Origin of the sequence: Methanolobus mangrovi (assembly GCF_031312535.1) — an archaeon.
In the GTDB taxonomy this organism is placed as follows: domain Archaea; phylum Halobacteriota; class Methanosarcinia; order Methanosarcinales; family Methanosarcinaceae; genus Methanolobus; species Methanolobus mangrovi.
Map to the genome: position 1 here is coordinate 2,065,705 of NZ_CP133594.1, position 25,776 is coordinate 2,091,480.

At 40.6% G+C, this 25,776-nt stretch carries 21 protein-coding genes and 1 pseudogene; 13 read left to right on the plus strand and 9 right to left on the minus strand.

All coding sequences use genetic code 11. From position 1 onward, the window contains the following. Window positions 1–142: 142 nt before the first annotated feature. Complete coding sequence (locus tag RE476_RS09980) at window positions 143–280, plus strand: hypothetical protein (protein WP_309307493.1); 138 nt, start codon at window positions 143–145, stop codon at window positions 278–280. A 786-nt stretch (window positions 281–1,066) separates the two neighbouring features. On the opposite strand, the gene mtbA is transcribed toward RE476_RS09980, so the two are convergent. From mtbA to RE476_RS10015, 7 genes and pseudogenes are all read right to left on the minus strand, one after another. Continuing rightward, window positions 1,067–2,086, minus strand: coding sequence for a methylcobamide:CoM methyltransferase MtbA (mtbA, locus tag RE476_RS09985; protein ID WP_309307494.1), 1,020 nt, complete (start codon window positions 2,084–2,086; stop codon window positions 1,067–1,069). 38 nt (window positions 2,087–2,124) lie between these two features. Continuing rightward, on the minus strand, window positions 2,125–2,607 hold the full coding sequence (locus tag RE476_RS09990) for a class II SORL domain-containing protein (protein WP_309307495.1): 483 nt from the start codon (window positions 2,605–2,607) through the stop codon (window positions 2,125–2,127). A gap of 85 nt (window positions 2,608–2,692) precedes the next feature. Further along, window positions 2,693–2,938, minus strand: coding sequence for an AcrB/AcrD/AcrF family protein (locus tag RE476_RS09995; RefSeq protein ID WP_309307496.1), 246 nt, complete (start codon window positions 2,936–2,938; stop codon window positions 2,693–2,695). Between the two features lie 10 nt (window positions 2,939–2,948). Then, complete coding sequence (locus RE476_RS10000) at window positions 2,949–3,212, minus strand: monomethylamine permease (protein ID WP_309307497.1); 264 nt, start codon at window positions 3,210–3,212, stop codon at window positions 2,949–2,951. 5 nt (window positions 3,213–3,217) lie between these two features. Next, entirely contained in the window at window positions 3,218–4,612 is a 1,395-nt protein-coding gene (locus tag RE476_RS10005; protein WP_309307498.1) for an APC family permease, read from the minus strand. 210 nt (window positions 4,613–4,822) lie between these two features. Next, window positions 4,823–6,199 (minus strand): annotated as a pseudogene (locus RE476_RS10010) (monomethylamine:corrinoid methyltransferase). Between the two features lie 13 nt (window positions 6,200–6,212). After that, on the minus strand, window positions 6,213–6,863 hold the full coding sequence (locus tag RE476_RS10015) for a methyltransferase cognate corrinoid protein (RefSeq protein WP_309307499.1): 651 nt from the start codon (window positions 6,861–6,863) through the stop codon (window positions 6,213–6,215). A gap of 615 nt (window positions 6,864–7,478) precedes the next feature. On the opposite strand from RE476_RS10015, the gene RE476_RS10020 reads away from it, so the two are divergent. From RE476_RS10020 to RE476_RS10060, 9 genes are all read left to right on the plus strand, one after another. Beyond that, window positions 7,479–8,147: a helix-turn-helix transcriptional regulator gene (locus RE476_RS10020; RefSeq protein WP_309307500.1), complete on the plus strand. Its 669-nt coding sequence runs from the start codon at window positions 7,479–7,481 to the stop codon at window positions 8,145–8,147. Window positions 8,148–8,173: 26 nt separating this feature from the next. Beyond that, complete coding sequence (locus tag RE476_RS10025) at window positions 8,174–8,965, plus strand: helix-turn-helix transcriptional regulator (protein WP_309307501.1); 792 nt, start codon at window positions 8,174–8,176, stop codon at window positions 8,963–8,965. Between the two features lie 45 nt (window positions 8,966–9,010). Continuing rightward, window positions 9,011–11,869, plus strand: a complete 2,859-nt coding sequence (locus tag RE476_RS10030) for a PAS domain S-box protein (RefSeq protein ID WP_309307502.1) — start codon at window positions 9,011–9,013, stop codon at window positions 11,867–11,869. Between the two features lie 16 nt (window positions 11,870–11,885). After that, on the plus strand, window positions 11,886–12,281 hold the full coding sequence (locus RE476_RS10035) for a response regulator (RefSeq protein ID WP_406600995.1): 396 nt from the start codon (window positions 11,886–11,888) through the stop codon (window positions 12,279–12,281). Window positions 12,282–13,034: 753 nt separating this feature from the next. Beyond that, complete coding sequence (pylS, locus tag RE476_RS10040) at window positions 13,035–14,360, plus strand: pyrrolysine--tRNA(Pyl) ligase (RefSeq protein ID WP_309307504.1); 1,326 nt, start codon at window positions 13,035–13,037, stop codon at window positions 14,358–14,360. 9 nt (window positions 14,361–14,369) lie between these two features. Continuing rightward, window positions 14,370–15,461: a methylornithine synthase PylB gene (pylB, locus tag RE476_RS10045; protein WP_309307505.1), complete on the plus strand. Its 1,092-nt coding sequence runs from the start codon at window positions 14,370–14,372 to the stop codon at window positions 15,459–15,461. Then, window positions 15,458–16,561: a 3-methylornithine--L-lysine ligase PylC gene (pylC, locus tag RE476_RS10050; protein ID WP_309307506.1), complete on the plus strand. Its 1,104-nt coding sequence runs from the start codon at window positions 15,458–15,460 to the stop codon at window positions 16,559–16,561. The genes pylB and pylC overlap by 4 nt, the downstream gene beginning before the upstream one ends. Window position 16,562: 1 nt before the next feature. Further along, window positions 16,563–17,351: a 3-methylornithyl-N6-L-lysine dehydrogenase PylD gene (gene pylD, locus RE476_RS10055; RefSeq protein ID WP_309307507.1), complete on the plus strand. Its 789-nt coding sequence runs from the start codon at window positions 16,563–16,565 to the stop codon at window positions 17,349–17,351. A 26-nt stretch (window positions 17,352–17,377) separates the two neighbouring features. Beyond that, window positions 17,378–19,015, plus strand: a complete 1,638-nt coding sequence (locus RE476_RS10060; RefSeq protein WP_309307508.1) for a methylamine methyltransferase corrinoid protein reductive activase — start codon at window positions 17,378–17,380, stop codon at window positions 19,013–19,015. 73 nt (window positions 19,016–19,088) lie between these two features. Here RE476_RS10060 and RE476_RS10065 read toward each other — a convergent pair whose 3' ends face one another. Then, window positions 19,089–20,663: a DNA-directed DNA polymerase II small subunit gene (locus tag RE476_RS10065; protein WP_309307509.1), complete on the minus strand. Its 1,575-nt coding sequence runs from the start codon at window positions 20,661–20,663 to the stop codon at window positions 19,089–19,091. Between the two features lie 143 nt (window positions 20,664–20,806). Between RE476_RS10065 and RE476_RS10070 the strand changes: the two genes are divergently transcribed. Further along, entirely contained in the window at window positions 20,807–21,367 is a 561-nt protein-coding gene (locus tag RE476_RS10070; protein WP_309307510.1) for a signal peptidase I, read from the plus strand. Between the two features lie 6 nt (window positions 21,368–21,373). Here the strand turns inward: RE476_RS10070 and RE476_RS10075 are convergent, their stop codons facing one another. Beyond that, window positions 21,374–22,609: an ORC1-type DNA replication protein gene (locus RE476_RS10075; RefSeq protein ID WP_309307511.1), complete on the minus strand. Its 1,236-nt coding sequence runs from the start codon at window positions 22,607–22,609 to the stop codon at window positions 21,374–21,376. A gap of 642 nt (window positions 22,610–23,251) precedes the next feature. On the opposite strand from RE476_RS10075, the gene mfnA reads away from it, so the two are divergent. Then, on the plus strand, window positions 23,252–24,397 hold the full coding sequence (mfnA, locus tag RE476_RS10080) for a tyrosine decarboxylase MfnA (protein ID WP_309307512.1): 1,146 nt from the start codon (window positions 23,252–23,254) through the stop codon (window positions 24,395–24,397). Window positions 24,398–24,674: 277 nt separating this feature from the next. Next, window positions 24,675–25,766: a CBS domain-containing protein gene (locus RE476_RS10085; RefSeq protein WP_309307513.1), complete on the plus strand. Its 1,092-nt coding sequence runs from the start codon at window positions 24,675–24,677 to the stop codon at window positions 25,764–25,766. Window positions 25,767–25,776 lie beyond the last annotated feature (10 nt).

Sequence of the window (25,776 nt, forward strand, 5' to 3'; positions counted from 1 at the left end):
CATATGTAAGATTGAAATCAGTTGTCAACTCCATAAGTACGAGGCTAAATACTCATCTGTGAAAATAGCCATCAACCAATCATCACCGTTGATATGCTGAGCAAGGAAATCGCTATCTCACTTATCTTAACCGATTCCGTCTATGAGAATAGAACAGGATTTTGCAGAGGATCTAGAGAAGTTCAATGACTTTGACACCATAGAACTAAGGATCTCAAGTGAGATGACAGGCTTTGCAACCCTTGTGAGTAGAGACAGTACAATCGTAAAATACTCATGAGCTTTGGCAGCAATGTAGCAGGGAACTCTTCGATTACTATAAAAAATGGATTAAAAGTGGTCGATAAAAGCTGATACTTTTTTAGTAGAAGTTTAGTGTAAGAAAAAAAGTTGTAATCAGCAGACCTGTTTTTCTGCAACAAAATAGTGGAATCTACCTCTAATTGTAGGGATGAACTTATCCATCCCTATCACTTCAATTAGAGTTTTAAATGGTTACGAAAAAATAACTTTTATTCTGTACAGGATACATGTGCTTTATTTGGAGTTTTTACGTCTCTCAATCTGACTCCATGCAATACAGGTGGTAATGGTGATGCAGTAAATACTCGGTCTTCTAATTTTTCAGACATAACTATGTTCTCCTTTTAGTTTTGATTGTTTTTCATCCGGCTATATAGTAACCGGCATCTTTGTACTGACTTTATATTATTTATAATTTTGCATATATTGCATACTGATCCTGTTAAGTTAAGATGGCAGATTGGTGAAATCCAGTATAGAAGAACAAATAATTTTCAATTTACCCAAGAAAGAAATCATAAATAGAATATCAGCTGCCCCAAAGTAAGAAGAAAGACAGAAGACCAAGCTCCACAGAATTGGTTTTAAAGTAATAATTTAGAAGGATTGATATTCAGAATTACAACATCATTACCAGAATATTACTGCATCATGATTCTCAGGCTGGTTGATGCTCTAACTTTATAATAAAAAAGAGTCTCCGGGAAAGGGACTACTCATTGAAAGGATTCGACCCGGAGAAATGAATGATTTTTTGATTGTTTCAGTATTTGTGGTTCTTTGCCATCTTTACCATTGCCTGAAGGTTCTCGGTAGGAGTCTTGCTAACAATACCACATCCAGGTGCCAGCAAACCAATTCCTGCATCCAGTACCTTCTGTGACTCTTCCCTGATATCCTCAGGTGTCCTGTTCCAGAGCATATTAACAGGATCAAGATTACCCACGATCACAGCTTTGTCAACCTTACTCACAGCTGTTGCAACATCTACATTCTGATCGACACTAATGCCATCCACACCGGATGATTCCATGAGTGCAAGACCCTGGGTGGTATCACCACAGATGTGCAGAACAGTGGTTACATTGAGCTCACGCATGGCATCACAGATCCTCTTGTGATAAGGTACCACGAATTTCTGGTAGAACTCAGCACCAATTAGCTGGGCACTTGCCGTTGGGTCGATGATGACCATTGTATCAGCACCGTTCTCCACCATTTTCTTTGCGTATGCAATATTGAACCCGGTTGTGAACTCCATTAGTGCAAGGCCAAATGCCTCGTCTGTGAAAATAGCCATGAACCAATCATCACCGTTGATATGCTGAGCAAGGGAAAAAGGACCGATCATGCTTCCCATAATAGGAAGTTTGTCACCGTACTTGGCTGCAAGGATCTTTATAGCGTCACAAACAACACCGATCCTACCGTGGTCAAGGCTATAACCTTCGAGTTTTGAGATGTCCTCAACGGTCTTTACAACATGACCGACAACGGATGGCTGCTGCTCCTGAGTACCGGCTTTGATCTCACATCCGAAGAACTCAGCTTCCGCAGTTATATCGAAAGGCACACGGACAGCTTCAAATCCAACGACTGTATGTCCAGCTTCTGCAAGTGCTGCCATTTTTTCAGCATCATCATTGGCTTCTGGCCAAAAAGCACCACAGGCTTCCATCTGCTCTACTGTTCCTGTCTGGGTGACTGAGACAGCAGGCATCCTGTCAACTGCTTGACCGGTTAATGCACGTGCTAACCTTTCTTTTGGGGTATATTCTGTCATAAATTAAAACTCCTGAAAATAAAAGTTGAGCCTCAGAACTATAATTCTGGTCCCCACCTACACTTTTTTCCAGGTTTTGAAATTGCAGAAGTTATTTCAATTCCCGCTGAACCCTCCCATAGGCCATGTACGTTGCAGCTTTCAACAGCTCTTAATATCACAATGGCTGATCGGGTACCACAAGTACCACATACACCAAATCCATGAATTCTGCAGTTCATTATCTCACGTGCAGAGATCATATCCTCAGTTCCAACCACTGTAAAAACTGCTTCAGCTTTTCCGTCTGTTGGTTTTAATTCCTTTTTCCCGACAAAATCACCATTTATGTGTAATTCTACCCATTGGATGTAATGATCCTCTTCCATCACATGAGCAATATCCCCAATCGTAACTTTTACCTCAAAAGGCTCACCTGCTGTTACCTCCACAGGAGCTTCAATGACAGGAACATGTTTTTTTTCCATGTCAGTAAGGTTTTGATTATCCTTTGCTCGTTGAACATTGATATCTGATATCATAAATTTCACCTGATACATTATATTTTTTCAAATAGGCATCTCAGTCTAAAAAGGTAAATGTCAGTGTTCCCACTGACATGCTTCTCTAAAACTTATAGTGGCTTACCGAGTGGTATAACATAATTACAAAGAATGCAATTATAACTGCCAGTAAGCTGAAAAAGCCTACCGGATCCCACAAGAATTGAATGGCACCGGTTTCTGTCCATCCGACAAGCACTGAACCTTGTATTTGTGTGGGTACCACCAGGCAGATGAAGGCAAGTATGAATATGAATATAATATCAAATGCCTCCATCATCCAGCTTTGTTTCTTCGTATCTTCATTCATATTAGCAACCTCAATCGTAGTATTTGAAATCGAACATATGTTGCTTAATTGAGTGGCGTACCTGCCAGTAACCTATGATCTCAATTCCCACTACCAATCCAAAGAACAGGACATAGATTCCTATAATTGAAGAGGAAACTGCAGGACCTGCCAGGGACAATACGTTATAGACCACATAACCCTCTATAATGATCAGCAATGCTATCGCACCTGCTATCAAATATGTGTCCTTTGCGAATGCCCCCTTATATTTTGCTTCGTTAATTCCATCCATTCATATCACTCCTTTTCAATATGATGACTTGGGTTTGGCCATCCCATTTCCCTTTTCCAATCGAAGTCTTTCTGATGCTTCTTGTGCCTGTTGTGGAAATAGAAGTATGCGATCAGATAGAAGACCAGGGCAAAGATAAGATTGTATCTATATCCCCAGAATAGCGTGGACATGATAGTGATAGCTATTGCCATTGCAAAGTAAGATATCCATGGTTGTAGCGGGCTCACGAATGGTCGCACCTTGTTAATGTGTGTTGGGAACATTTTTCTGAAACGTATCAGAGAGAATGGTATCAAAACATAGCAAAGCAACCCGGATACAATAGAGAAGGTAATGACCTGATCCAGATAACCACTGAATGCAAAAGCTATTGCAATAGGCATTGTGAAAATAACTGCCTTATAGGGTGTCTGATACCTTGGGTGCACTGAAGCGAACCAATTGGACACAAAATGATCTCTTGAAAGAGCAAACCATGACCTTGAGGAGTCACAAACACATCCATTTGCACTGGAAAGGCATGTCAGCAATGTTCCAAGTCCCAAAAGAGCAATCAGGAAATACACGCCACTGGTCTGCGCAGCTTCAAACAGCGGATAAACTGAAACTCCAAGACCTTCTGCAGGTATATTGGAAGGAAGCAGACTTGCACATATGAAGAGCGTCATTGCTGCTCCGACAAGAAGTGTGATCATTCCTGCCTGTTGTCCAAGAGGTACTGCCCTTGAAGGATGTTTACACTCCTCAGCACACATGGCTGCTCCTTCTATTCCCAGGAAGAACCACGGACCAAACTGCAAAGCTGCAAACAGACCTATCATTCCATTTGGCATTGCTCCATGGAAAAGGTTCTCCGGATGAAGCTCAAATACACCACCGAATGTTCCTGAGAAGAAGAACAATATAATTGCAAGGAAAGCGATAGCAGTCATAAAGAAGTTAAGCGTTAATGCAGCTACGACACCTCTGTAATTAATGAACGTAAGTGTTGCTATTACCAATAATGTTACAGGGAATACCTGCAATTCAGGGAATATCTCTTGTGCTATAAAGGCAACAACAATAGCATCTGCAGCTTCCAGGGCTATGTATTCCATATATACTGCAAGACCTACACTTGCTGCTGCACCTGGTCCAACGAACAAACGTGCCCAGTCATAAGGACCCCCTGCCAATTTTGTCGCGGATCCCAGTTCACTTGCACACAAAGAGATGATCACGTACATTGTTCCTGCAACAAGCATTGCAAGCAGTGCACCCAGAATTCCTCCCTTTGCCACAGTGAAATTCCACCCCATGAACTCGCCTACAAGAACTATCCCCACTCCCAATGCCCATACGTGATAGGGCCTGAGGGTCTTGACGAGTCCTGGCGATTCTGTCACTTCATCAGTCAAATCATCACCTCTTTAATTTTTTGGATGTTTTGCTTGCATCAAGCAAGACCCATCCGATCAACGCAAAGGCCAGCAAATATATTATCCCGTTAATGATCGTCCAATATGCATCCATTGGAAAACCTCCTTTCTTACACATAATTATTCTTAGTTAGTTCAATAAAAAATGCCAGCGATACTCTTCGCTGGCGAACTCTTCCAAATAATGGATTAGAAAACCAATCCAAGTTCTTCCAGTTTCTTACGTGCGCCGTCGTAGACCTTCATGTACTCATCAGTTGGCGTTACGGTAGCAATATCATAACATTCCTGGAAGGTCTTACCTTCTGGTGCTTTTGCATAGTTGCCTTCATAAGAGCTTACAAGAGCATCAAGGACCTTGTTGACCTCGGAAATGTCCATTCCTGCTGTTGCCCTTGCGACTTCTCCCATCATTCTTGCTTCCATACCTGTGGTCTTGTCCTGGACAACACCCTTTGCAGCTGCCACACCGGAGAGGATCTCACGGCCAGATGCTGTGTCAGTTATGGACTGAGCAGATGCTTCAAGCAGACACATCTCGGTACATGGACCTGCACATGGATAGTACTGGTTACCTGAGATTATGTTTGTGAATTCTGAGATGGTTGCACATGTCCATCCTGCGATCATGAGGGTCTCACGAGTGTTGGTTGATCCCCAGCGGATGTGGACCGGACCGTCAAGGTGCCAGCTTGCATTGCTCATTACAAATGCATTGATGTGGGTTGCGATATCAACGATAGCAGTTTCTTCTATGCCGCCGGCATAGCCACCAAAGATAGGCATCTGCTCATCCATGATGATGTCACTGTTACCCTGATAGTGGGCCATTACACAAATTGCGTCAAGGTCGATCTTAAGCTCGTTGAGCTGTGATACTTCGTGACTGTCACTGCAAACCATGCCACCGGCACAGTCAGCAGAGATATTTCCCTGAGCGGACAGGGAAGTCTCTGGTCCCTATATGCCCATGCCTGGCCTTCCGGCCATTGCAGCTGCGGTCTTGATCAGCCTTGTTTCGGTCTTGGCTGCAAGAACTTCGTATGGGCTCTTTGGTATTGGTGGTTTGCCACGGACTGTCATCATGACACCGTTGACAATTGTATCGACCTCTTTCTCAAGAGCGTAGCTCATGTGAACTGGCATGAACATGTCCTCAGAAATTGGGGAACCTGTTGGACCACCCTGAACTATTGGCTTTCTCTTGTCGCCAACACTTCTCTTCTGGACCCTTACAGCGTCTCTGCCGGTTCCGATTGTGAATTCCTTCTGGACGTTGTTGATTGCGTCCCAGATCTCATCTTCTGTGTATTTTACTACACGGCTTGTGTCGGTACAGAAGATACCACAGTCAAGTAACATCTCGAAACCTGCTTTGAACAGGTTTTCCATCATGTCCTTGTCAGTAGGAACGAACTCGTTCTTGAAATCAAGGTTATATTTCTGTTTGAGCTCCATTGCCTTCATAGGGATTGTCATAAGGTCCCAGTCATCCTGGGTAACTTTCTGTCCCTTCTTTGCACGCTCGTAGAATTCATAGCAATCTAATGATCTTGAAAATGTCATTTTATATACCCCCTTATTTCATGAGTCCTAATGCTACACGTGCTGCATCTGCTGCATTCTCTGCTGTTGCGTCTGCTCCGATCTCTGCTATCCATCCATCTGAAACAGGTGCACCACCGAACATGATCTTTACAGAATCTCTGAGGTTTTCTTCTACAAGAGCTTCCACTGTGTCTTTCTGACCCAGCATGGATGTGGTCATGAGTGCGGATCCCACAAGGATTACTTTGTTACCCTGAAGCTTTTTGACTTCAGCTAATATGGTATCATTTGGTACATCAACACCAAGATCCACTATCTTGAAACCATTTGCACCAAGCATGGTTGAAACTAAACGGTGACCAATGTCGTGGATGTCACCTTCCTGTACAAAAGTGATAGCTGTTCCAACGCCTTCTCCGGTCTTTTCATCTGCAAGTATAGGGGTAAGAATCTCCATTGCAGCATTCATAGCCTTTGCAGACATCATGATCTGTGGAAGATAGATCTCTGCTGCTTCAAACTTATCTCCTATGATCTTCATACCTACCGAAAGGCCGCCTTCTATCGCTTCAACAGCACTGATACCTGCATCCACAGCTTCCTGGGTGGCTGCAGCACAGCCGTTGATATCCTGCAAAACTATAGCATCTCTGAGTTTATCTAAAATTTCTTGTTTTCCCATTAAAATACACCTTGTATGCTTTACTACATAGTCTGAGATAGTTGATTTTACAGCATTGCAACTACCCGGTGCAATTTTTGTAAACAACTATCGGTGAAAGCTATCCGATTGGATAACTACTGCATATAATGGAAATATCTGACAATATATAGCATGATGCGTACCTATATTTCAACAATTATGATACACGGAACCCTAATTATTACTTCAAAAAGAGTATGATAATTTCAGTTTCTGACTGATTTCTAAAAAGGCTTGATGATTTGCATATGTTATGTTAATTGTCACGTAGCTTGTGAATTGTAAACACCAATATGAATTTACATATAAATTAAATTAATATAATGTTAGATCAAAACGTTATTAGTAGTGCAAAAAAGCACTTGTATTAATGAATGAAATCTTTGACCAACGGGTTTAAGGTAACTGACAATCAAATGTCCCCGAATATAGGAATATTACAGCAGAAGTGGGAATAGTATGATTATGAAAACGTCACTGATAAACACTGTTTGGTTTTCTGAAAAAAGGAAGAATTTGTTATTACTATTAAATGAAGGGGAACGGGACATAGAACAAATAAAAAAATCACTCAATGTCACAACACGGTCAATAATGCCCCAGATAAAGACATTGAAGAATGAAAACCTTATAAAACAGGAACGAGATGATTTCTGTTTGACTGTCATAGGAAAAATAATTGTAAAAAACATGCTACCATTTCTTGAAACATCAAGGATCGTCGAAGAGAACAAAGACTTCTGGACAAGCAGGAATTTTGATGCAATACCTGCCCACCTTTTCAGTAGAATAAGAGACCTTGGACATTATTTCTTGATCGAACCTGACATTAACCACATGTTTGAACTCCCCAGAGAATTTGTGGATAATATTCCTAAATCGAAAACTATCACTACTTTTGTTTCATACCTTCATCCGGAATTCATATCTCTTTATTTGAAAGCATCTGAATCCGGAGCTGACATATCACTTTTCCTATCAGAACCGGCTTTGGAAAAGATAAGAAAAGAGTACCTTAAGCAATTCAATGAACTAATTGAAATGGAAAACACAACCATTTTCCTTTGCAAAGAGAAACCTAAAATACCAATGATAACTGTGACCGATTGGTTTTGTTATATTTGCCTTTTCAATGATGAGGAAAGGTATGATCACAGGGATATCATCAGTTTTGATGACAGTTCTTTAAAGTGGTGTCATGATTTATTTGACTATTATAGAAATAATTCAAAAAAGCTCTATCAAATAAAAGAGGTTGAATAAGTGATAGATTTTCAGGTGTGTATATAATGGAATCATCGCTAACTGAAACAATCTGGTTCTCTGAAAAAAGAAGAAAAATACTGTTGTTATTGCTGGACGGTCCGAAGGACCCTGAGGAATTGAAGAAAGCGTTTGGTGTTGCCTGGCGTTCATTGATACTTCCTCTAAAGGAACTCAAGGAAGAACAACTGCTTCATAACTCTGAAGGAATATATGAGCTGTCAGATATTGGAAAACTTATAGCAGAGAGTGTAAAACCATTAGATGGTATTTTAAACCTCTTTGCAAAGGATACGGATTATTGGGTTAAAAGGGACTTGAATTCAATACCACAATATCTGCTGGACAGAATGGGGGAAATAGAGAACTGCATAATTGCAGAACCAGAATTGAACGACATGTTTGAACCTTCCGCAGAATTTACGACATCTCTTCTGAAATCAAAACATGTACATTCTGTTTTTTCGATCTACCATCCATTTTATCCACCACTTTACAGTGGACTTGCAGAAAACGGAACTAAAATATCAATTGTCCTAACTGAGTCTGTATTTGAAAGAATGAAAAAGGACAGACAGGAAGAGCTGGAAAAACTACAACAGTCTCAAAATATTGAATTGTTCCTTTACAAAAAAGAATTACTTCCTCCATCAATCATAGTTACGGATAACTTGTTCTCTGGCATTTTTTTCAGTACCCATGGAAGATACGACCACCGGGATATAATGAGTTTTTCCCGGAGTTCTCTAAACTGGGGAGAAGAACTGTTCGGATATTACCAAAAAATGGCAAATGAAATCTCAACATTTGAAGGCTGATATAATTTGCTACATATTAATGGATACATATGAGAAGGTGTGTGAGTGAAACAGAATGAAATGCCAATAAAAGCTAAATTGATCATATACATAGTAGTTAGCGTTTTTTTGGTACTTATTGTTTCAACTGCCGTCAGTATCACAACCGTGACAGCACAACAAAAAGAACTGGCATACCTTCAATCCGTGGAAATGGCAAGGGACTATGCAAATCAGTTCGATGGAGATATGAAGGCAAATATGGCTATTGCACAGACCATTGCCAAAACAATGGAAATGTATACGACTGCTGACAGGGAAGAAGTAAATAATATTCTCAAAAATGTTCTTGAAACATATCCTTCTCTTACAGGAGTTTATGTAGGATACGAACCAAATGCCTTCGATGGAAAGGACAATGAATATATCAATTCTCCAGACCATGATTCCACCGGGAGGTTCGTACCTTACTGGAATACTATCCAGGGAGAAATAGGAATTGAACCCCTGGTAAACTATGACACCCAGGATTACTATCAGCTTCCTAAAATAACACATGAAGATATTGTTACAGAACCTTATTTTTATCAGGGTATCTTCATGGTAAGCTACGATGTACCTATCCTTAAAGATGATGAATTCATAGGTGTTGCAGGTGTTGATGTATCTCTTGATTATATTGATGATGTGGTAAGTGAGATAAAAGCCTTTGACACAGGCTACGCATTTGTTACAGGAAATACCGGTATTCTGGTATCTCATCCTGAATACAAAGAGGGAATAGGCACTCATACTCTTTACGATTTTGACATTCCTGAAATATCATCTGCAGCAGAGGATATCAAAAATGGAAAGGGAGGAAGTGTTGAAACTATCGATCCTGTGACAGGCGAAGAAGTAATAATGTTCTACGAACCTGTAAGGACAGGTAACTATTCTTTTGTGCTTGTGGTCCCAAAAGAAGAGATGTTTGCCGGGGTCACCAAGCTTAGAAACAGTCTGGTCATTATATCTATTATTTCAATATGTTTTATGGGCCTTGTCTCTTATCTGATAGCAACATCGATAACTTCTCCTATTGATGAAATAGTCAAGAACTTTAGAAATATTGCTCAGGATGCAGTTGACGGTAAATTGGATACAAGAGCAAAAACAAATGTAGAGAAAGACTTCAAAGAAATTCCAATCGGACTTAATATGATCCTGGACGCTGTGATAGCACCGATACGGGAATCTATCAGAGTTACAAATGCCCTTGCAAAAGGAGAACTTGGAGCACGTACCGAACTGGAACTAAAAGGAGAATTCAAGCAGCTTGGAGATACATTGGATAATTTTGCAGATTCACTGAACAATATTATTGCAGATTCCAACAGTGTACTTACTGCTATACAGAACAATGATTTTTCCCGCAATGTTCAGATTCATGGCGAAGGTGATTTCAATATCCTCACTTACGGAATTGAAGAAACAAGAAACTCGTTAGATCTGGCTATTCACGAGCAAAAAAAAGCTGAGAAGGCTCTGAGAGATTCTGAAAGAAAATTCAGGACTTTGTTTGAAAGTCCAAATGATGCAATATATCTTACTGATATGCAAGGAAATATCCTGGAAGTAAATGAGGTCGCATGTTCAAGAATGGGATATTCCCACGATGAATTCCTTTCTCTGACACACATGGATATTGATGCTTCCAACCGTGGAAAGGATTTTCTTAAAGTTCTAAAAGAGCTATGTAAGATCAAAAGCAACCTATTGGAAACAGTCCACATGAGAAAAGATGGTACTATCTTTCCAGTAGAATTGAGTAGCCGGATGATAAAGTTTGATGGGTATAAAGCAGTTATTACCATTGCAAGAGATATCAGTAAAAGAAAACAGACGGAAAAAGAACTCAAAAAATATGCTGATGAACTTAAGCATTCTAATGAGCTTAAAGAAGAAATGGAGAGCATAATCAATAACAGTCCCGTTATAGTCTTCAAATGGAAGACAGAAACTGACTGGCCAGTGGAATTCGTTTCAGACAATATCACAAAACTTGGCTACACTGTAGAAGATTTCACATCGAACACTATCAAGTATGCTGACATCATACACCCGGATGATAGTGAAAGAACACATTTGCATATCTCCAATTATTATATGAAAAAGGATGCTCAACTGAACTACGAATATAGAATATACACCAAATCAGGCGATGTAAGATGGGTAGATGAAAGAACGTTCATAAGACGTGATAATTACGGCAGGATCACATTGCAGGGAATCATTCTGGATGTAACTGAACGTAAAAAGGTAGAAGAAGCACTTTTTCAGGCAGAGAACATACGCAAGAAAGAAATACATCACCGTGTTAAGAACAATTTACAGGTAATATCAAGCCTACTCTATCTTGCATCTGATAATTTCGAGGAGCAGGACGTAATAGAGGCCTTTATGGATAGTCGCAACCGTGTACGTTCAATGGCTCTGATACATGAAGAATTGTACCAATCCAAGGATATGACAAGTATTGATTTTTCTGATTACACGGAGAAATTGATGAATTATCTATCCAGATCATGCGGAAGTGAAAAGAAAGATATTAAGCTTGTTTCAAAAATCGAGGATGTTTATCTGAATGTTGATACAGCTGTTCCACTTGGTATGATAATCAATGAACTTGTTTCAAACTCACTAAAACATGCTTTCCCTGGAATGAAAGAAGGGGAAATAAGTGTGGAACTCAAAGTTCTGAAAAATGATTTTTTATTGAAAATAAAAGATAATGGAATTGGTATCTCCCCTGATATAGATTACAGAAATACTGAATCTCTAGGTTTACAGCTTGTGACCACGCTGGTTGACCAGATCGATGGTACCATTGAACTGAACTCAATTCACGGAACAGAATTTATCATTAATTTTGCAGAGAGGAAATAAAATGGAAGAAATAGAGATTAGTAGTGCAAAGATACTAGTTGTTGAGGATGAAAATATTGTTGCTCTGGAGCTTAAGAAAAGATTGAAAAAACTCGGATATCAGATTCCCAGTGTTGCATCATCCGGGATAGAAGCAATTAACAAAGCTGAAGGGTTTCTTCCGGATCTTGTGATAATGGACATCAGACTAAAAGGAGATATGGATGGAATTCAAGCAGCTCAGACGATTCGGGAAAGGTTCAATATACCAATAATATATCTTACTGCTCATTCAGACGATGAAACACTTAAAAGAGCTAAACAGACAGAACCTTATGGATATATTTTAAAGCCCTTTGAAGAAGACGACCTGCGAACAGCAATTGAAATAGCACTATATAAGTATCAGATGGAAAATCACCATGATAAATAGAAAATGCTGGAATAAACAGGAATATTTTGACTTTTTATTTCAGAATACGGTAAGTTTTCTTTGAAGTACTTTATCTTCATGTTCGTTTAGAGATAACTAATTCTCATACCTCATGACAATTCACATGTCATGCAAATAATAACACCAAATCATGCTATATATTATTCTGTTCTACTGGAAAGTATCCCTTAATAAAGGGTCTATATCCATAGGCAGGGATACGGGTCGGTATTCCTGCACTTCCCCAAAAATCAGTACCTTTGCTGAGATGTATGATTATTTACTTAAAACAAGTAATTTTTATGAAAGTATAGGTATTACAAAATTATCATACCCCATGATAATTCACATGTCATGTCAATAATATCATCAAATTATACTATATATTACTCTGTTTTACTGGAAGGTATCTCTTTAATAATGAATCTACATCCATAAGCAGAGATAAGGGTAAGTGTCATAAACTTATTAAAAATATAACTGTTGTTGCGGAAAGTATATATGCTAGCACTGTCACTTGCAAACACAAACTATAAGTACTGCAGTTTATGGATAATATATATATATGTCGATTACTAACATAGAACCTGTCTTTAGTTGATACAGAGTACCAATAGGAGACAAGATCAAATCGCTATCAATCAAAGGAAGCAAAGAAATGACATTCAACAACAAGAACCACAATTGGATACTAACTTACCTGGGATTCTAGGAATTAGTACGAAAAAAGGTCATAATCCAGGAGCTGTTAGCATGGAAAAGAAACCACTTGATACACTTATTAGCAAAAACGGTTTATGGGTGTCACGCAACGGACACCTTCATGGGATACAAAAGTGTGAAACATCCCAGAAATATATACGAATAGAAATGGATTGCGGGGAAGTAATCACCGTACGCAATTCAAGATCAAGCCGATCCGCAAGGTCACTCAGGAATCACAAATTCCAGAAGCCCTGTAAGCGCTGTCGTCTGTCAGAAGACAGGATCAGGGAATTTTCAAAGAAGATCTCCAGAAAGGATGAATCTGAAATAAAAATTGTTCGCTCTTTCCGTTTAGAGCCTGAAAAGCCGGTAAAACAAGAAATACCAGCAACAATAAACAAACCGGAAATAAAAACAAACACTCCTTCTCACATTCATAATGAACAAAGGGCTGGAACAACTGCTAATAGTTCCACCAACCACAGTTCAGCTCCGAAGCAAAGTAAGAGCAGTTCCAGCCCCTCTAAACCTAATAAGACTTTCCAGCCGCAAGTAAAGTCGAAGAAAACGGAGTTCACATCCTCACAAAAGACCAGGATACTCTCACTTCTCGGACCTGGAGAGATGATATCATTCTCAAAGGAGAAGCGTTCTTTTGGCGAACTGGAATCTATACTTCAGACTGAAAGGAAAAAGGACATCAGAGAAGTGTACGAAAACAGCCGTGAAAACCTTCTTGGAAAGCTTGAGAGAACGATAACAGAATTCTTCGTGGACATGGGCTTCCTTGAGGTAAAATCACCCATACTCATTCCCTTTGAATATATGGAAAGAATAGGAGTCGGCGAGGACAAAAAATTATCCGAGCAAATATTCAGGGTCGATGACAACATGTGCCTGCGTCCCATGCTGGCACCCGGTTTGTACAACCACCTGCGAAAGTTCGATAACGTACTTCCTGATCCTGTAAGGATATTTGAAATAGGTCCGTGCTACCGCAAGGAATCAGACGGGAACAGCCATCTTGAAGAGTTCACCATGCTCAATTTCTGCCAGATGGGATCCAAGTGCACAAGAGAGAATCTTGAGTATATTATAGATGAGTTCCTGGAATTCCTTGGTATCGATTATGAGATTATGGAAGATAGCTGCATGGTCTATGGCGAGACCATCGATATCATGCACAAGAACATGGAACTCTCATCTGCTGTTGTAGGTCCTATTCCAATGGATATGGACTGGGGAGTGAACAAACCATGGATAGGAGCCGGTTTTGGCCTTGAGAGACTTCTGAAGGCAAAGCACGATTTCAAGAATATCAAGCGTGCAGCAAGGTCCGAATCCTACTACAACGGAATCAGCATAAACCTGTGAGGCAGTAACATGATAAAGAATATCGATTACTGGGACCTCGACAGGTTTGCACAGGATATAGTAAGTGGAAAGCAGCTCACAGATGAAAATCTCAGGGAACTGCTGTCCCTGACGGAAGAAGAAGATATCCAGAAATTGCACTATGTAGCAAGAAAAGTGAGAGACCATTTCTTTGGAAACAAAGTATTTCTCTACAGCTTCGTTTACTTCTCAACATACTGCAAGAACAACTGTGCTTTCTGTTATTACAACAGATGCAACGATATACAGCGATACCGCCTTGATATGGAGGAGATACGCAATATCTGCAGGGCACTGAAGAATGAGAGTATTCACATGGTTGACCTGACCATGGGAGAAGACCCCTATTTCCACAATGATCCGGAAAAATTCGTTGATATTGTGAGAACAGTAAAAGAGGAAATGGGATTACCCATAATGATCTCTCCCGGTGTCATGGATGACAGAACTCTCAGCAAGCTCCGTGAAAATGGAGCTGACTTCCTAGCTCTGTACCAGGAAACCCATGACCGCGAACTCTACCAGAAACTGAGGGTGGGACAGTCATTTGAAGAAAGGATGCATGCAAGGCAGTTCGCCAAAAAGATCGGATACTGCGTGGAAGACGGAATACTCACAGGTGTGGGAAATAACATTGACTCCACCATAAAGTCCCTGCGAGGTATGCAGAAGAACAAACCGGACATGGTTCGTGTTATGACTTTTGTTCCACAGGATGGGACCCCCCTTGAGGAAGTAAGCCAGGAATCCAGTCTCTCAGAACTGAAGATAATATCAATACTAAGACTGATGTTCCCGGACAGGCTCATACCGGCATCTCTTGACCTTGAAGGAATTGATGGCATGGTCCACCGCCTTAATGCAGGTGCAAACGTTGTCACATCGATAATACCATCCGATTCCTCACTGGAAGGTGTGGTCAATTATGACAGGGAGCTTGAAGAAAGGGACAGGGACCCAAAAAGTGTTGTCAAGCGTCTCAGGACCATGGGTATGGAACCTGCAAGCCAGGCTGATTTCAACAGGATAATAGGAAAATCCACCGGAAAGCCTGCTGAAGTACCGGTGGTGGCAATATGAAGACCATCTGCATCATCGGAGGGAAGTTACAGGGTTTTGAGGTTACCTATCTGGCACATAAGGCAGGCATGAATGTTGTGCTTGTGGACCGCAGGGCAAAACCCCTTATACGCAACGTTGTGGACAGTTTTCACTGTTTTGACATAACTGAGGAACCCGAAAAACTGAGGGAACTCTCAGAAAACGTAGATGCCATCATTCCGGTAAATGAAAACCTGAGAACCATAGAGTTCCTCAGGAGTATGAAGAATGAGCTGGCATGCCCCATACTCTTCGATTTTGATGCTTATTATGTAAGCATGGATAAGAAGCGTTCAAAGGATTATTTCAAATCCATTGGCATACCAACTCCTGCAGATAAACCTGTGAAACCACCTTATTTTGTAAAGCCTCCTTGTGAAAGCAGCAGCATTGGAACATCTATAATATATGATGACAGGGAACTGGAAGGGCTTGACCCATCCATGCTCATCGAGGAATATGTTGAGGGTGATGTTGTTTCCCTTGAAGTTATCGGGGATGGCAGGAATTTTGCAGTTGTCAAGGAAACAAAGATACACATTGATGGAACCTACGACTGCCACATGGTGACTCCCATTGATAACTACCCTGAATTCAGGAAGATAAGTCATGAGCTTGCAAAGAACCTCAACCTCCGGGGAATAATGGATGTAGAGGCAATAGACAGCCCCCAGGGTCTGAAGGTGCTGGAAATAGATGCAAGATTCCCAAGCCAGACACCTACGGCTGTTTACCATTCCACAGGAATCAACCTTGTGGAATTGCTCATGCAGGCATTTTCAGAAGAAGTGCAGGAGATGGAGATAGCTGCGCAGAAGAACTACTGTATCTATGAACATATGCTTCTTGAGAATGGGAACCTGAAACCTGTTGGTGAGCATGTGCTCTCGCAGGGTGACGAATACGTACAGTTCCACGCTTCTGAGAATCTTGAGATATTCGAGTCAAGGGGCAAGAACATGAACAGTGTTTTCACTCTCATAAGCCGGGGAGCCGACAGGGAAGAGACTGAAAAAGTGAGACAAAACGGAATGGAAATGATAACGGAACATTTCCAGAACAATCCACAGGAGGTATAAAATGGCACTTTTGACACCAGAAGACCTGGAAAACCTTTCCATGCAGCTTGAAGAAAATGATGAGATCGCCAGAAGGGTCACAGGTCTTGACATAAGGGGAATATGCGAAGCACTTTACGGAACAAAGCCCGGTTCTGAAAAAGTAGGTATCATCCCCATCACTGCAGGAAACGGGGTCATCGGCAATTTCACATCATCCCTTCTGTTCATAGCTCAGTACTTCGGTTTTGAAGGATTCATAACAGAGCATCCGGATGTTACAGGTTACTATGAAGCCGTGTCCCAGGGAGCTGATATAATAATGATGGCAGATGACCATATTTTTACTGCGCACAACCTGAGGAACGAGAAGATAGTTAGCAACCATGTGGCTACGGGAGTTATATACGCAGACATTGCTTCAAGATTCAGGGAAGCCAGTTCAAAGGATATACTTGTCATCGGGCTTGGCAGGGTCGGTTATGCAGGAGCATGCCACCTTGTGAACAAGGGTTTCAATGTCTATGCCTGCGACCCCAACAAGGAATTCCTTCAGAAAGCAGTGGACGAACTGAATATAAAGCCTTACTGTAGCGACGACAGGAAGAAGTTTTCCATGGTATTCGAGGCCACACCCAATGCAGATACAATATCAGAAGGTATGATAGAGGAGAGATGTCTTGTCTCAACTCCAGGAATACCATGCGGGCTGCCTCCTGAAGTGGGAAAGAAGTATCGTGTTGACCTTGTGATGGAGCCTCTTGTAATAGGAGTTGCTTCAATGCTGTATTCTGTGATCCAGAACCAATAAGTGAGAACTAACGGAGTGTAGAGAACATGTATGTGATATCCCTTGACCTTGGAACAAGTGGTTTCAGGTCACAACTTATCGATCTTGATAAGAAAGAGACTGTAAAGACCGTAATTACAATGGGTCATCCGCTTCCCGGTGGAAATGTCATGGACCACCTTGATTTTGCCATGAGTACCGGAACGGATGTTGCTCACAGGCTGATCATTGAAACTGTAAAGGAAATACTTGAAAAGTTCGATGTTGAACCTGAAAAGATAGAGCGTATAGCAGTCTGCGGAAATCCCATACAACTCTCACTTTTCCAGAATATGGAGATAAGGGACCTTGCATATGCAGGTGAGAACAAACAGGCAGCTCTTGGAGTGAAGGATATCAAGAGGGATGCCAGGATATTCCCTGCAAATGAGATCTTCAAAGGCATCTTTGAAATGAATAACTGTGAGATCATCGTTCCTCCGGCTATCAAACACGAGATAGGGGCCGATGCTCTTGCCATGATGCTGGAAACGGATTTCATTCACCAGACAGAACCATGTCTTGTTACTGATTACGGGACAAATGCCGAAATGGCACTGAAGATCGGCGACAGGATAATGACCGCAAGTGCGGCCGCTGGTCCTGCTATCGAAGGACAGGGAATTGCATGCGGAATGCTGGCAGGTCCAGGGGCTATAAGTGATGTGAACAGTGAAGGGGACTGGTGGCGGCTCACTGTACTTGACGATACAATGACTCCCATAAAGGGACCTCTCGTTGATCCGATCACAGGGGATTGCATTGAAGGCTGCATTGTAAGACCCAAGGGAATCACCGGTACAGGTGTGATCTCGACAATAGCACTTGCACTGAAAGAGGGACTCATAAAAAAGCTACCACAGCTGCCTAATGGCGAACTCATACTTGGGGATAGTATCGTTATCACCAACAAGGATGTAGAAGAGGTTGGCAAGGCCATCGGAGCCATAAGGGCAGCACACATGACCCTTATGGTCGAAGCAGGAATGAAATATGAGGATCTGCGTTATTCATACATGTCAGGGGCAACAGGAACCTATGTTGACGCTGATAAGGCCAGGCATATCGGTTCTGTTCCCGGTTTCTCCCAGGGTATTGTCCAGTTCGGTAATACTTCCATAGGTCTTGCAAGGAAGATAGCAATCGACAGGTCAAAACTAGATGAGGTTATCGCTGTTGCAAATAAGATACAGGCAGACCATCTTATGATGGCTACCAGTGAAACTTTCAAGGATATCTATGTCTGCGAACTTTCGACCTGGCAACATGGAATGCCCACTGAAATGTATAAGCAGATGCTGGAAATGTATGGAATTCCCGTATTCCCACAGGACCTGGAAAAAGTGGAGATCGAAAAAAGGGTTTCCAGGGATATAGACGATGTCGGAACCCTTGGTCTTGATATTGTGGCAAATATCGGAATAACCCTTGAAGCGCCGGTGGAAAAATGTATTCTTTGCCACAAGTGTGAAGAGGAATGCCCCGAGGATGCAGTTGTTATCATTGAAAAGGACGGACAGAGATTTGCCAATATTGACAGCCAGCACTGCCTGGGTACAAGCTGCAGGCGTTGCGTGACTATTTGTCCTGAGCAGACCATGAACCACAGTATTTTGAAGATACAGGAAAAAGGACAGAAAAACTGAGAGTTTACTGTTCTCCTACTTTATTTTTTGATTTCCAAAACTTCCAGACCTGGTTCCACTGGAAATTAACGACTTATTCATCAAATTTCAAAATGGTTGTTTTGAGAGTTGCCAGATCCACAACCGGAACCTGTGCAGGGGTTGGAATGACATTCACCCTTTTCTGGAACTCGGTCTGGTCCTGCCATGTACCGGAATTTATCAGCAGGACATTCTTGTACCATTCAACACCCACTGTATGCACATGACCACAGTGGAGAATGTCAGGCACATTTCCAATTACAAAATAATCTTTCTTTTCGGGTGCAATGGAAACGCGGCTTCCGTAGATGGGTGATAGATGCCTGAATTTCATCATTTCCACCATTGCCTTTGTAGGATCGCCATATGAAACACCTGGAACAGATGCAACCAGATCGTCAATTGAGCGACCATGGTAAAGAAGTACCTTTACGCCATCCAGATCCACAATTGAAGGATTTCCTACGAATGTCACATTATCAGAAAAATCAGCTCTTATTATTTCGGGCAATTTTGGCTGGGGTTCAGCCTGACGGACAGCATCGTGGTTTCCAGGAGAAATAATGATATGAATATGGCTGGGTACCCTTGAAAAATATTCAGCTGCTTTTTTGTACTGGTCATAGACATCCAGAATTGAAAGTTCATGTTCCTGTCCAGGATATATGCCAACGCCATCAACAAGGTCACCTGCAACAAGGAGATAACGCACTTCCTTTGCAATGGCTGCCAGTGCTTCATTGTCAGTGTCACCATTCAAAAAGTCAAGGAATCTCTCCCACGGCTCTTCAAGGAAAGTTGAACTTCCAATGTGTATGTCGGATGTAAGGACTGCTTTCCCGACGGTTCCGCTTCTCTTAATAGTTGTATTGGGGAGATCAGGAAGGATTAGCTTCTGAACTATCATGAGTTTACCATCGTTTGTGAGCTTGCCTGTAAAACCGACAACCTCATCCAGCACCAGATGACTGGCCTGCTCATAGAGTTCTTTGTCTGCCATACGTATAAGAACTGAAAATGAGCCTGTGGGATCTTCAACTTCCAGTATTTTGTGACCATTACTTGTGCTCTTTATCTCAGATATCATACCAATTACAGATACCTCGCCAGCTTCTTTGCTACTCCTTAAATTTGATCTTTTACCTGTCTTCAGACTCTCTATAGGACGGGCATTTATTCTGCCACGGATTATATCACTAATCCTGCTGTATCTGTTTCTGAAGAACTGGACAAATTCCATGTATTCACCGACACAAGTCGAATTATCCGTGATATCAGAAATTATGGAGACAGGATTGTCAGAATAGCAAACGTTGCTCACAGCATTCGAGGAACTGCTTGATGGCTGGTAAGAAGAGGCATAATTATTATTGATATTCAGGGTCTCATTTTGTGGATTCAATTCTAAAGATGAACTGAAACTTTCTTCTTCCACTGGAAGAAGGCCACTAAACCCTTCAAGGTCAATATGCTCAACATCAATTACAAGGACGGAAAGATCGATATTCTCAAGTATGTATGCCACGAGTTCCTTCGGGGAACAATGGGTGCAAATAAGGTCCACTGCTTCAGGACTTATCTGATAGCCTTCTTCAATAAAGGCAGTTAGAACATCAATTTCATTCATAATAATAGCAGGTTGAAATGTAGATCATATTACAATAAAATAACTTACAAAACGATTTTAAACCACAAACACTTTATTTTCTGCAAATATATTCCTTAACTCATAAATACATTCTTTCACTTGGCCAGACATAGGTAAGAACAATGAACTTAAAAGACGCTTTTCATACTTTCAGAGAAAGTGATAATTTCTTTGTTTCACTTGCTAGGGACATTCTAACGGTCCTGTTAGCCGTACTGATATTTGCATCTTTTTCTCAACTGGTCTTTGGGATGTGGACTCCCATGGTAGCCGTAGAATCAGGTAGCATGGAACCTCACATGAATATTGGGGATATTATTTTTATCCAGAATATTGATCGGACACACGTTATCACATATGAAGACGGCACGGATAATTACACATCCTTTGATTATTACGGAGATGTAGTATTATACAAGCCATATGGGCAGGAAGGCGTGACTCCTATAATTCACAGAGCAATGTATTACGTTGAAGAGGGAGAGCCGATGTGGGAAGGAGGACCTGCTGCACCATATGCCGGATATATTACAAAAGGTGACAACAAAGTAACGAACAAATACTATGACCAACAGGGACAGGTAAGTTACCAGATGCCTGTTAAAGAAGAATGGATCATAGGCATCGCACGTTACAAAATCCCATATCTGGGCTATCTCAGATTGATGCTTCCAAGCTTCTAAAATCAATTACAGATGTAATTGGGTTGTGAGAACAGGCTTGAACAATTCAAGTGGTTTGAGCCTGTAGTCCTCAAACAATACTTTTTTTGTGCTATTTATAGGGACACTTAATACTATTTCCTTTGTCCTTCCATACCTGCCTTTACTTACGACAACAGCATTCACTATTCCAAGCATATCCAGTTCTGACATGAGATCTGTTACCCTGCGTTGTGTAAGGATGTCCATGTCCACCTGTAAGCATAACTGCCGATAGACGTTGTAGACTTCACCGGTTGTAACATTCTTGTAACCATTATTTCTCAGCAACATTACACTGTAAAGCGCAAGTTTTGACTGGGTTGGAAGGGTACGTACAACTTCAACTACACGATCGACTTCGATCTTTTCCTGAGCGCTTTTTACATGTTGTTCTTCAACACGAGATAGGTTCTCCCGTTCTGCAATTTCTCCTGCAACTCTTAACAGATCAAGAGCACGTCTGGCATCTCCATGTTCCTGAGCTGCGAAGGCAGCGCAAAGGGGAATGACCATTTCATCCAGGGCATCAGGCTTGTAAGCGATAAGAGCTCTTTCATTGAGGATATCACTTATCTGTTCAGCATCATAAGGAGGAAAAATGATTTCTTCTTCTCCAAGAGAGCTTTTTACTCTCGGATCAAGGAATTCAGTAAATTTAAGGTCGTTTGAAACGCCGATCATACTGACTTTCGAATTTTTAAGATCGGTATTTATCCTTGAAAGATTATAGAGAACATCATCACCTTTCTTGATCAATTTATCAATTTCATCCAGAATTATGATAACAACCTGTTTTTCAGTGTCGATTGTTTCCTTGAATTTGAAGAAGACCTGATCTGTGGGCCAACCGGTCATCGGGACATCTTCTCCGAACTGGCGAGTGAGGTTTGCAAGAAGTCTGTATTGGGTGTCGATAACTTCGCAGTTCAGGTAGACAACTTTACATGATATCCCAAGTGATTCACCTTTTCTTTCAAGTTCGATTCCAACATTTCTTGTCACTGCAGTTTTACCAGTCCCGGTTTTTCCGTAAATAAGGATGTTTGAAGGTGTATCTCCTCTAAGAGCTGAAACAAGAATTGACGCAAGACTGTTGATCTGGTCATCACGGTGAACAAGAGAATCAGGAGTGTAGGAATGTCTTAAAACCTCTTTGTTTTTAAAAATAGGTTCATTCTCCAGTAATTCCTGGAAAAGACCATCTAATGATTTACTTTGCATTTACTGTTTCACCCGATCCTGTCAAATTAAAAGATAATTGTAATGTGATAAGAATGATAAGAATAATGAGATGAGATTAACTCTCTCATTGCAAACGCTACATTGGAAGTTGAGGTTATTAATGTTTATGGTTTAGACCCCTTCACTTCAACTGGAACTTGATATAAAAAAGATATGAAGTAAAAAAATCAGTATCTACAAAAACATTCTGAAAGTATTAAAAATGAATGCATATAAGCAATTTAGTTTCGCATGGAGATTAACCCCTTTGTTTCAACTGGAAAGTTTATAAAGAACAGTAACCCTATGATTTCAACTGGAATAGAACAAAAAAGATGTGAACTATCTTTTTAATAGTTTTAAAAAAAGATGGCAGTGCTAGTATCAATTTAATTCTATATATAATTTTCTTTGTGATAAGTGAAAATTTGGGAAAATTTCAGTTTTATCACTTTCTTTATCTATTTTCCAGTTGAAACAATGGGGTAGCTCTTATGTCGGAATTTTTGACAAATGTGCATCATCAAAAAGTACCAAAATTTCATCTTTTTTTCATTTTTTAGAATGCATTTCAAATAATCTCTTCTTTTGAAAAACCGGAACAAAATTGATTTAAATATCCTGCATCATTCATGGTTTCAAATGAATGAAAAAGGCTTGGGAAGAAAAGAAATAATCTCTATTCTAGATCAGTCCAAATCCCAGGATTTCAAATATAATAGAGTTTTAAGTTCCATGTGTACGTATCCTCATGAAATAGCTGTTCAGGCTCATATGCAATTCATAGAGTCAAACATGGGTGATTTTGGTCTCTTTAAAGGTACTTATAATCTGGAGAAAGAAGTCCTTAGCATGTTAAGTAATCTGTTACATCATCCTGATGCAGTTGGCTACACCACTACAGGTGGAACTGAATCCAATATCCAGGCAATACGTTCCATGCGAAATGTTTTCCTTCAACGGTCAAAGTGTGAAAAACCCAATCTTGTTGTTCCGGATTCAGCTCATTTTTCTTTTGACAAAGTATCCGATATTCTGGATGTTGAACTCAGAAAAGCCAGCCTTGACGATAATCTAAGAGTTTCAATTGATTCTGTCTTATCTCTTATAGATGAGAATACAATAGGTCTTGTTGGTATAGCTGGCTCAACAGAATTTGGTCAGGTCGATCCAATAAAAAAACTTTCCGAGATAGCCCGGGAAAAAAAAATTTTCCTTCATATTGATGCTGCTTTTGGAGGATTTGTCCTTCCATTTCTTGATGAATCATGTGAATTTGACTTCATGTTGCCTGGTGTAACGTCAATAGCTATTGACCCACATAAAATGGGTCTGAGCACAATACCATCCGGTGTTCTTCTTTTCAGAAGCCCTGATTATCTGGAAAGTCTCAGAGCAGATACACCTTATCTGACAGTTTCAACCCAATACACTCTTACAGGGACCAGAAGCGGAGCTGCAGTTGCAGCAACCTATGCGGTCATGAAGTTCATGGGAAAAGAGGGTTACAGAAAAACAGTTTCACAATGTATGGAATTAACACGTTATCTTCTGTCCAGACTTACAGAGATCAATATACATCCATTGGTAGAACCTGTAATGAATGTAGTTGCACTGGAAGTTCCAGAACCGGATCTGATTAGAAGCAGGCTTGCAAAAGAATACAACTGGCAGGTTTCGATAACCCAGAATCCTCATGGTTTGCGTCTTGTAATAATGCCTCATGTAACTATTGAGATGATAGATTCTTTTGTGCAGGATCTGAAACAGGTTCTTCAGACAATTTAGGCACTTGACTTTTTTAAAATCCATATTTGATTTTTTCCCAAAATCAAATAAAACAAAGCAACAGAAAAAGAAAAGTGAGGGGATAAGGCTTGATGGCACCTAGCCTTGAAGCGTGTAAGGCGTGTGTTCATCTAGCCTGTCTTAATCTAAAATAGACTTTTTTTACATATACTCTTAAGCCAAGCGGGGTGAAAGTATTCTATACGTATCATTCTATGGATTTAACTTTGAACAAAAATGAGATAAAGATAAATATGAATGCATCCAACATGTTCTCATGAATACTTCATTGAAGATTGGAAGCATCATGGGAATACCTATTAAGCTCCATATTACTTTTTTACTGATACTTCCCGTTTTTGCTCTTGTGTTTGCTACAAATCCGCAACCATATGGTTTTGCGGATGTCGGGTCGGCTACTGAAAGTTATGCCCTGTCGCTTTTAACAACGATACTGTTATTTGCCTGTATCCTGCTCCATGAATTGGGTCATTCTTACATAGCTAAGAGTTATGGCGTTGAGATCAAGGACATAACCCTGTTGCTATTCGGCGGAGTGTCTTCCATGGAAGAGATTCCAAGGGATCCATCCCAGGAATTCAAGATGGCGTTTGCCGGACCTCTGGTTAGCCTTATCATAGGTTTTAGTCTTCTTGCATTGCACCTGGTGGCAATTTCATTCATTCCATCATACAGTAATACTTCAATTTACCTGATGGTGGGAATTCTGGCTTCTATTAATATAGTACTGGCAGTTTTCAATTTGATCCCGGCCTTTCCAATGGATGGAGGAAGACTTCTTCGTGCCTGGTACGCAAAAAGAATGAGCTATGTAAAAGCCACTCATTATGCCGCTTACTTTGGTAAGATGTTCGCTTTTATTATGGGTATCATCGGATTACTATGGAATCCATGGCTTATTATGATTGCATTTTTTGTTTATATCGGTGCATCCGAAGAGGATAAATCAACAACTGTTACCGTAAGCCTTGAAAAATATAAAGTTTCAGAAGTAATGTCAAAAGAAGTGATTTCCGTTACTCCTGAAATGACAGTTGAGGATCTCTCACATTTCATGTTCGAGAATAAACATCTGGGATATCCTGTTATCAAGGGCAATTCTTTAAAAGGGATTGTGACCTTTACAGACATACGTAATGTTCTTCCGCATGAGCGCTATGCAACCCTTGTATCCGATGTCATGACAAAGGATGTTATCTCATTACCTTCAAATTCAAATGCTGCGGAAGCATTCAAAATAATGACTGTCAATAATATAGGGCGTGTTCTGGTAACAGATAATGACACTGTAAAAGGTATCCTTTCCAGGACAGATCTCATGCGATTATTGATGTTAGCGAATGAGTAGTTCTAGTAGT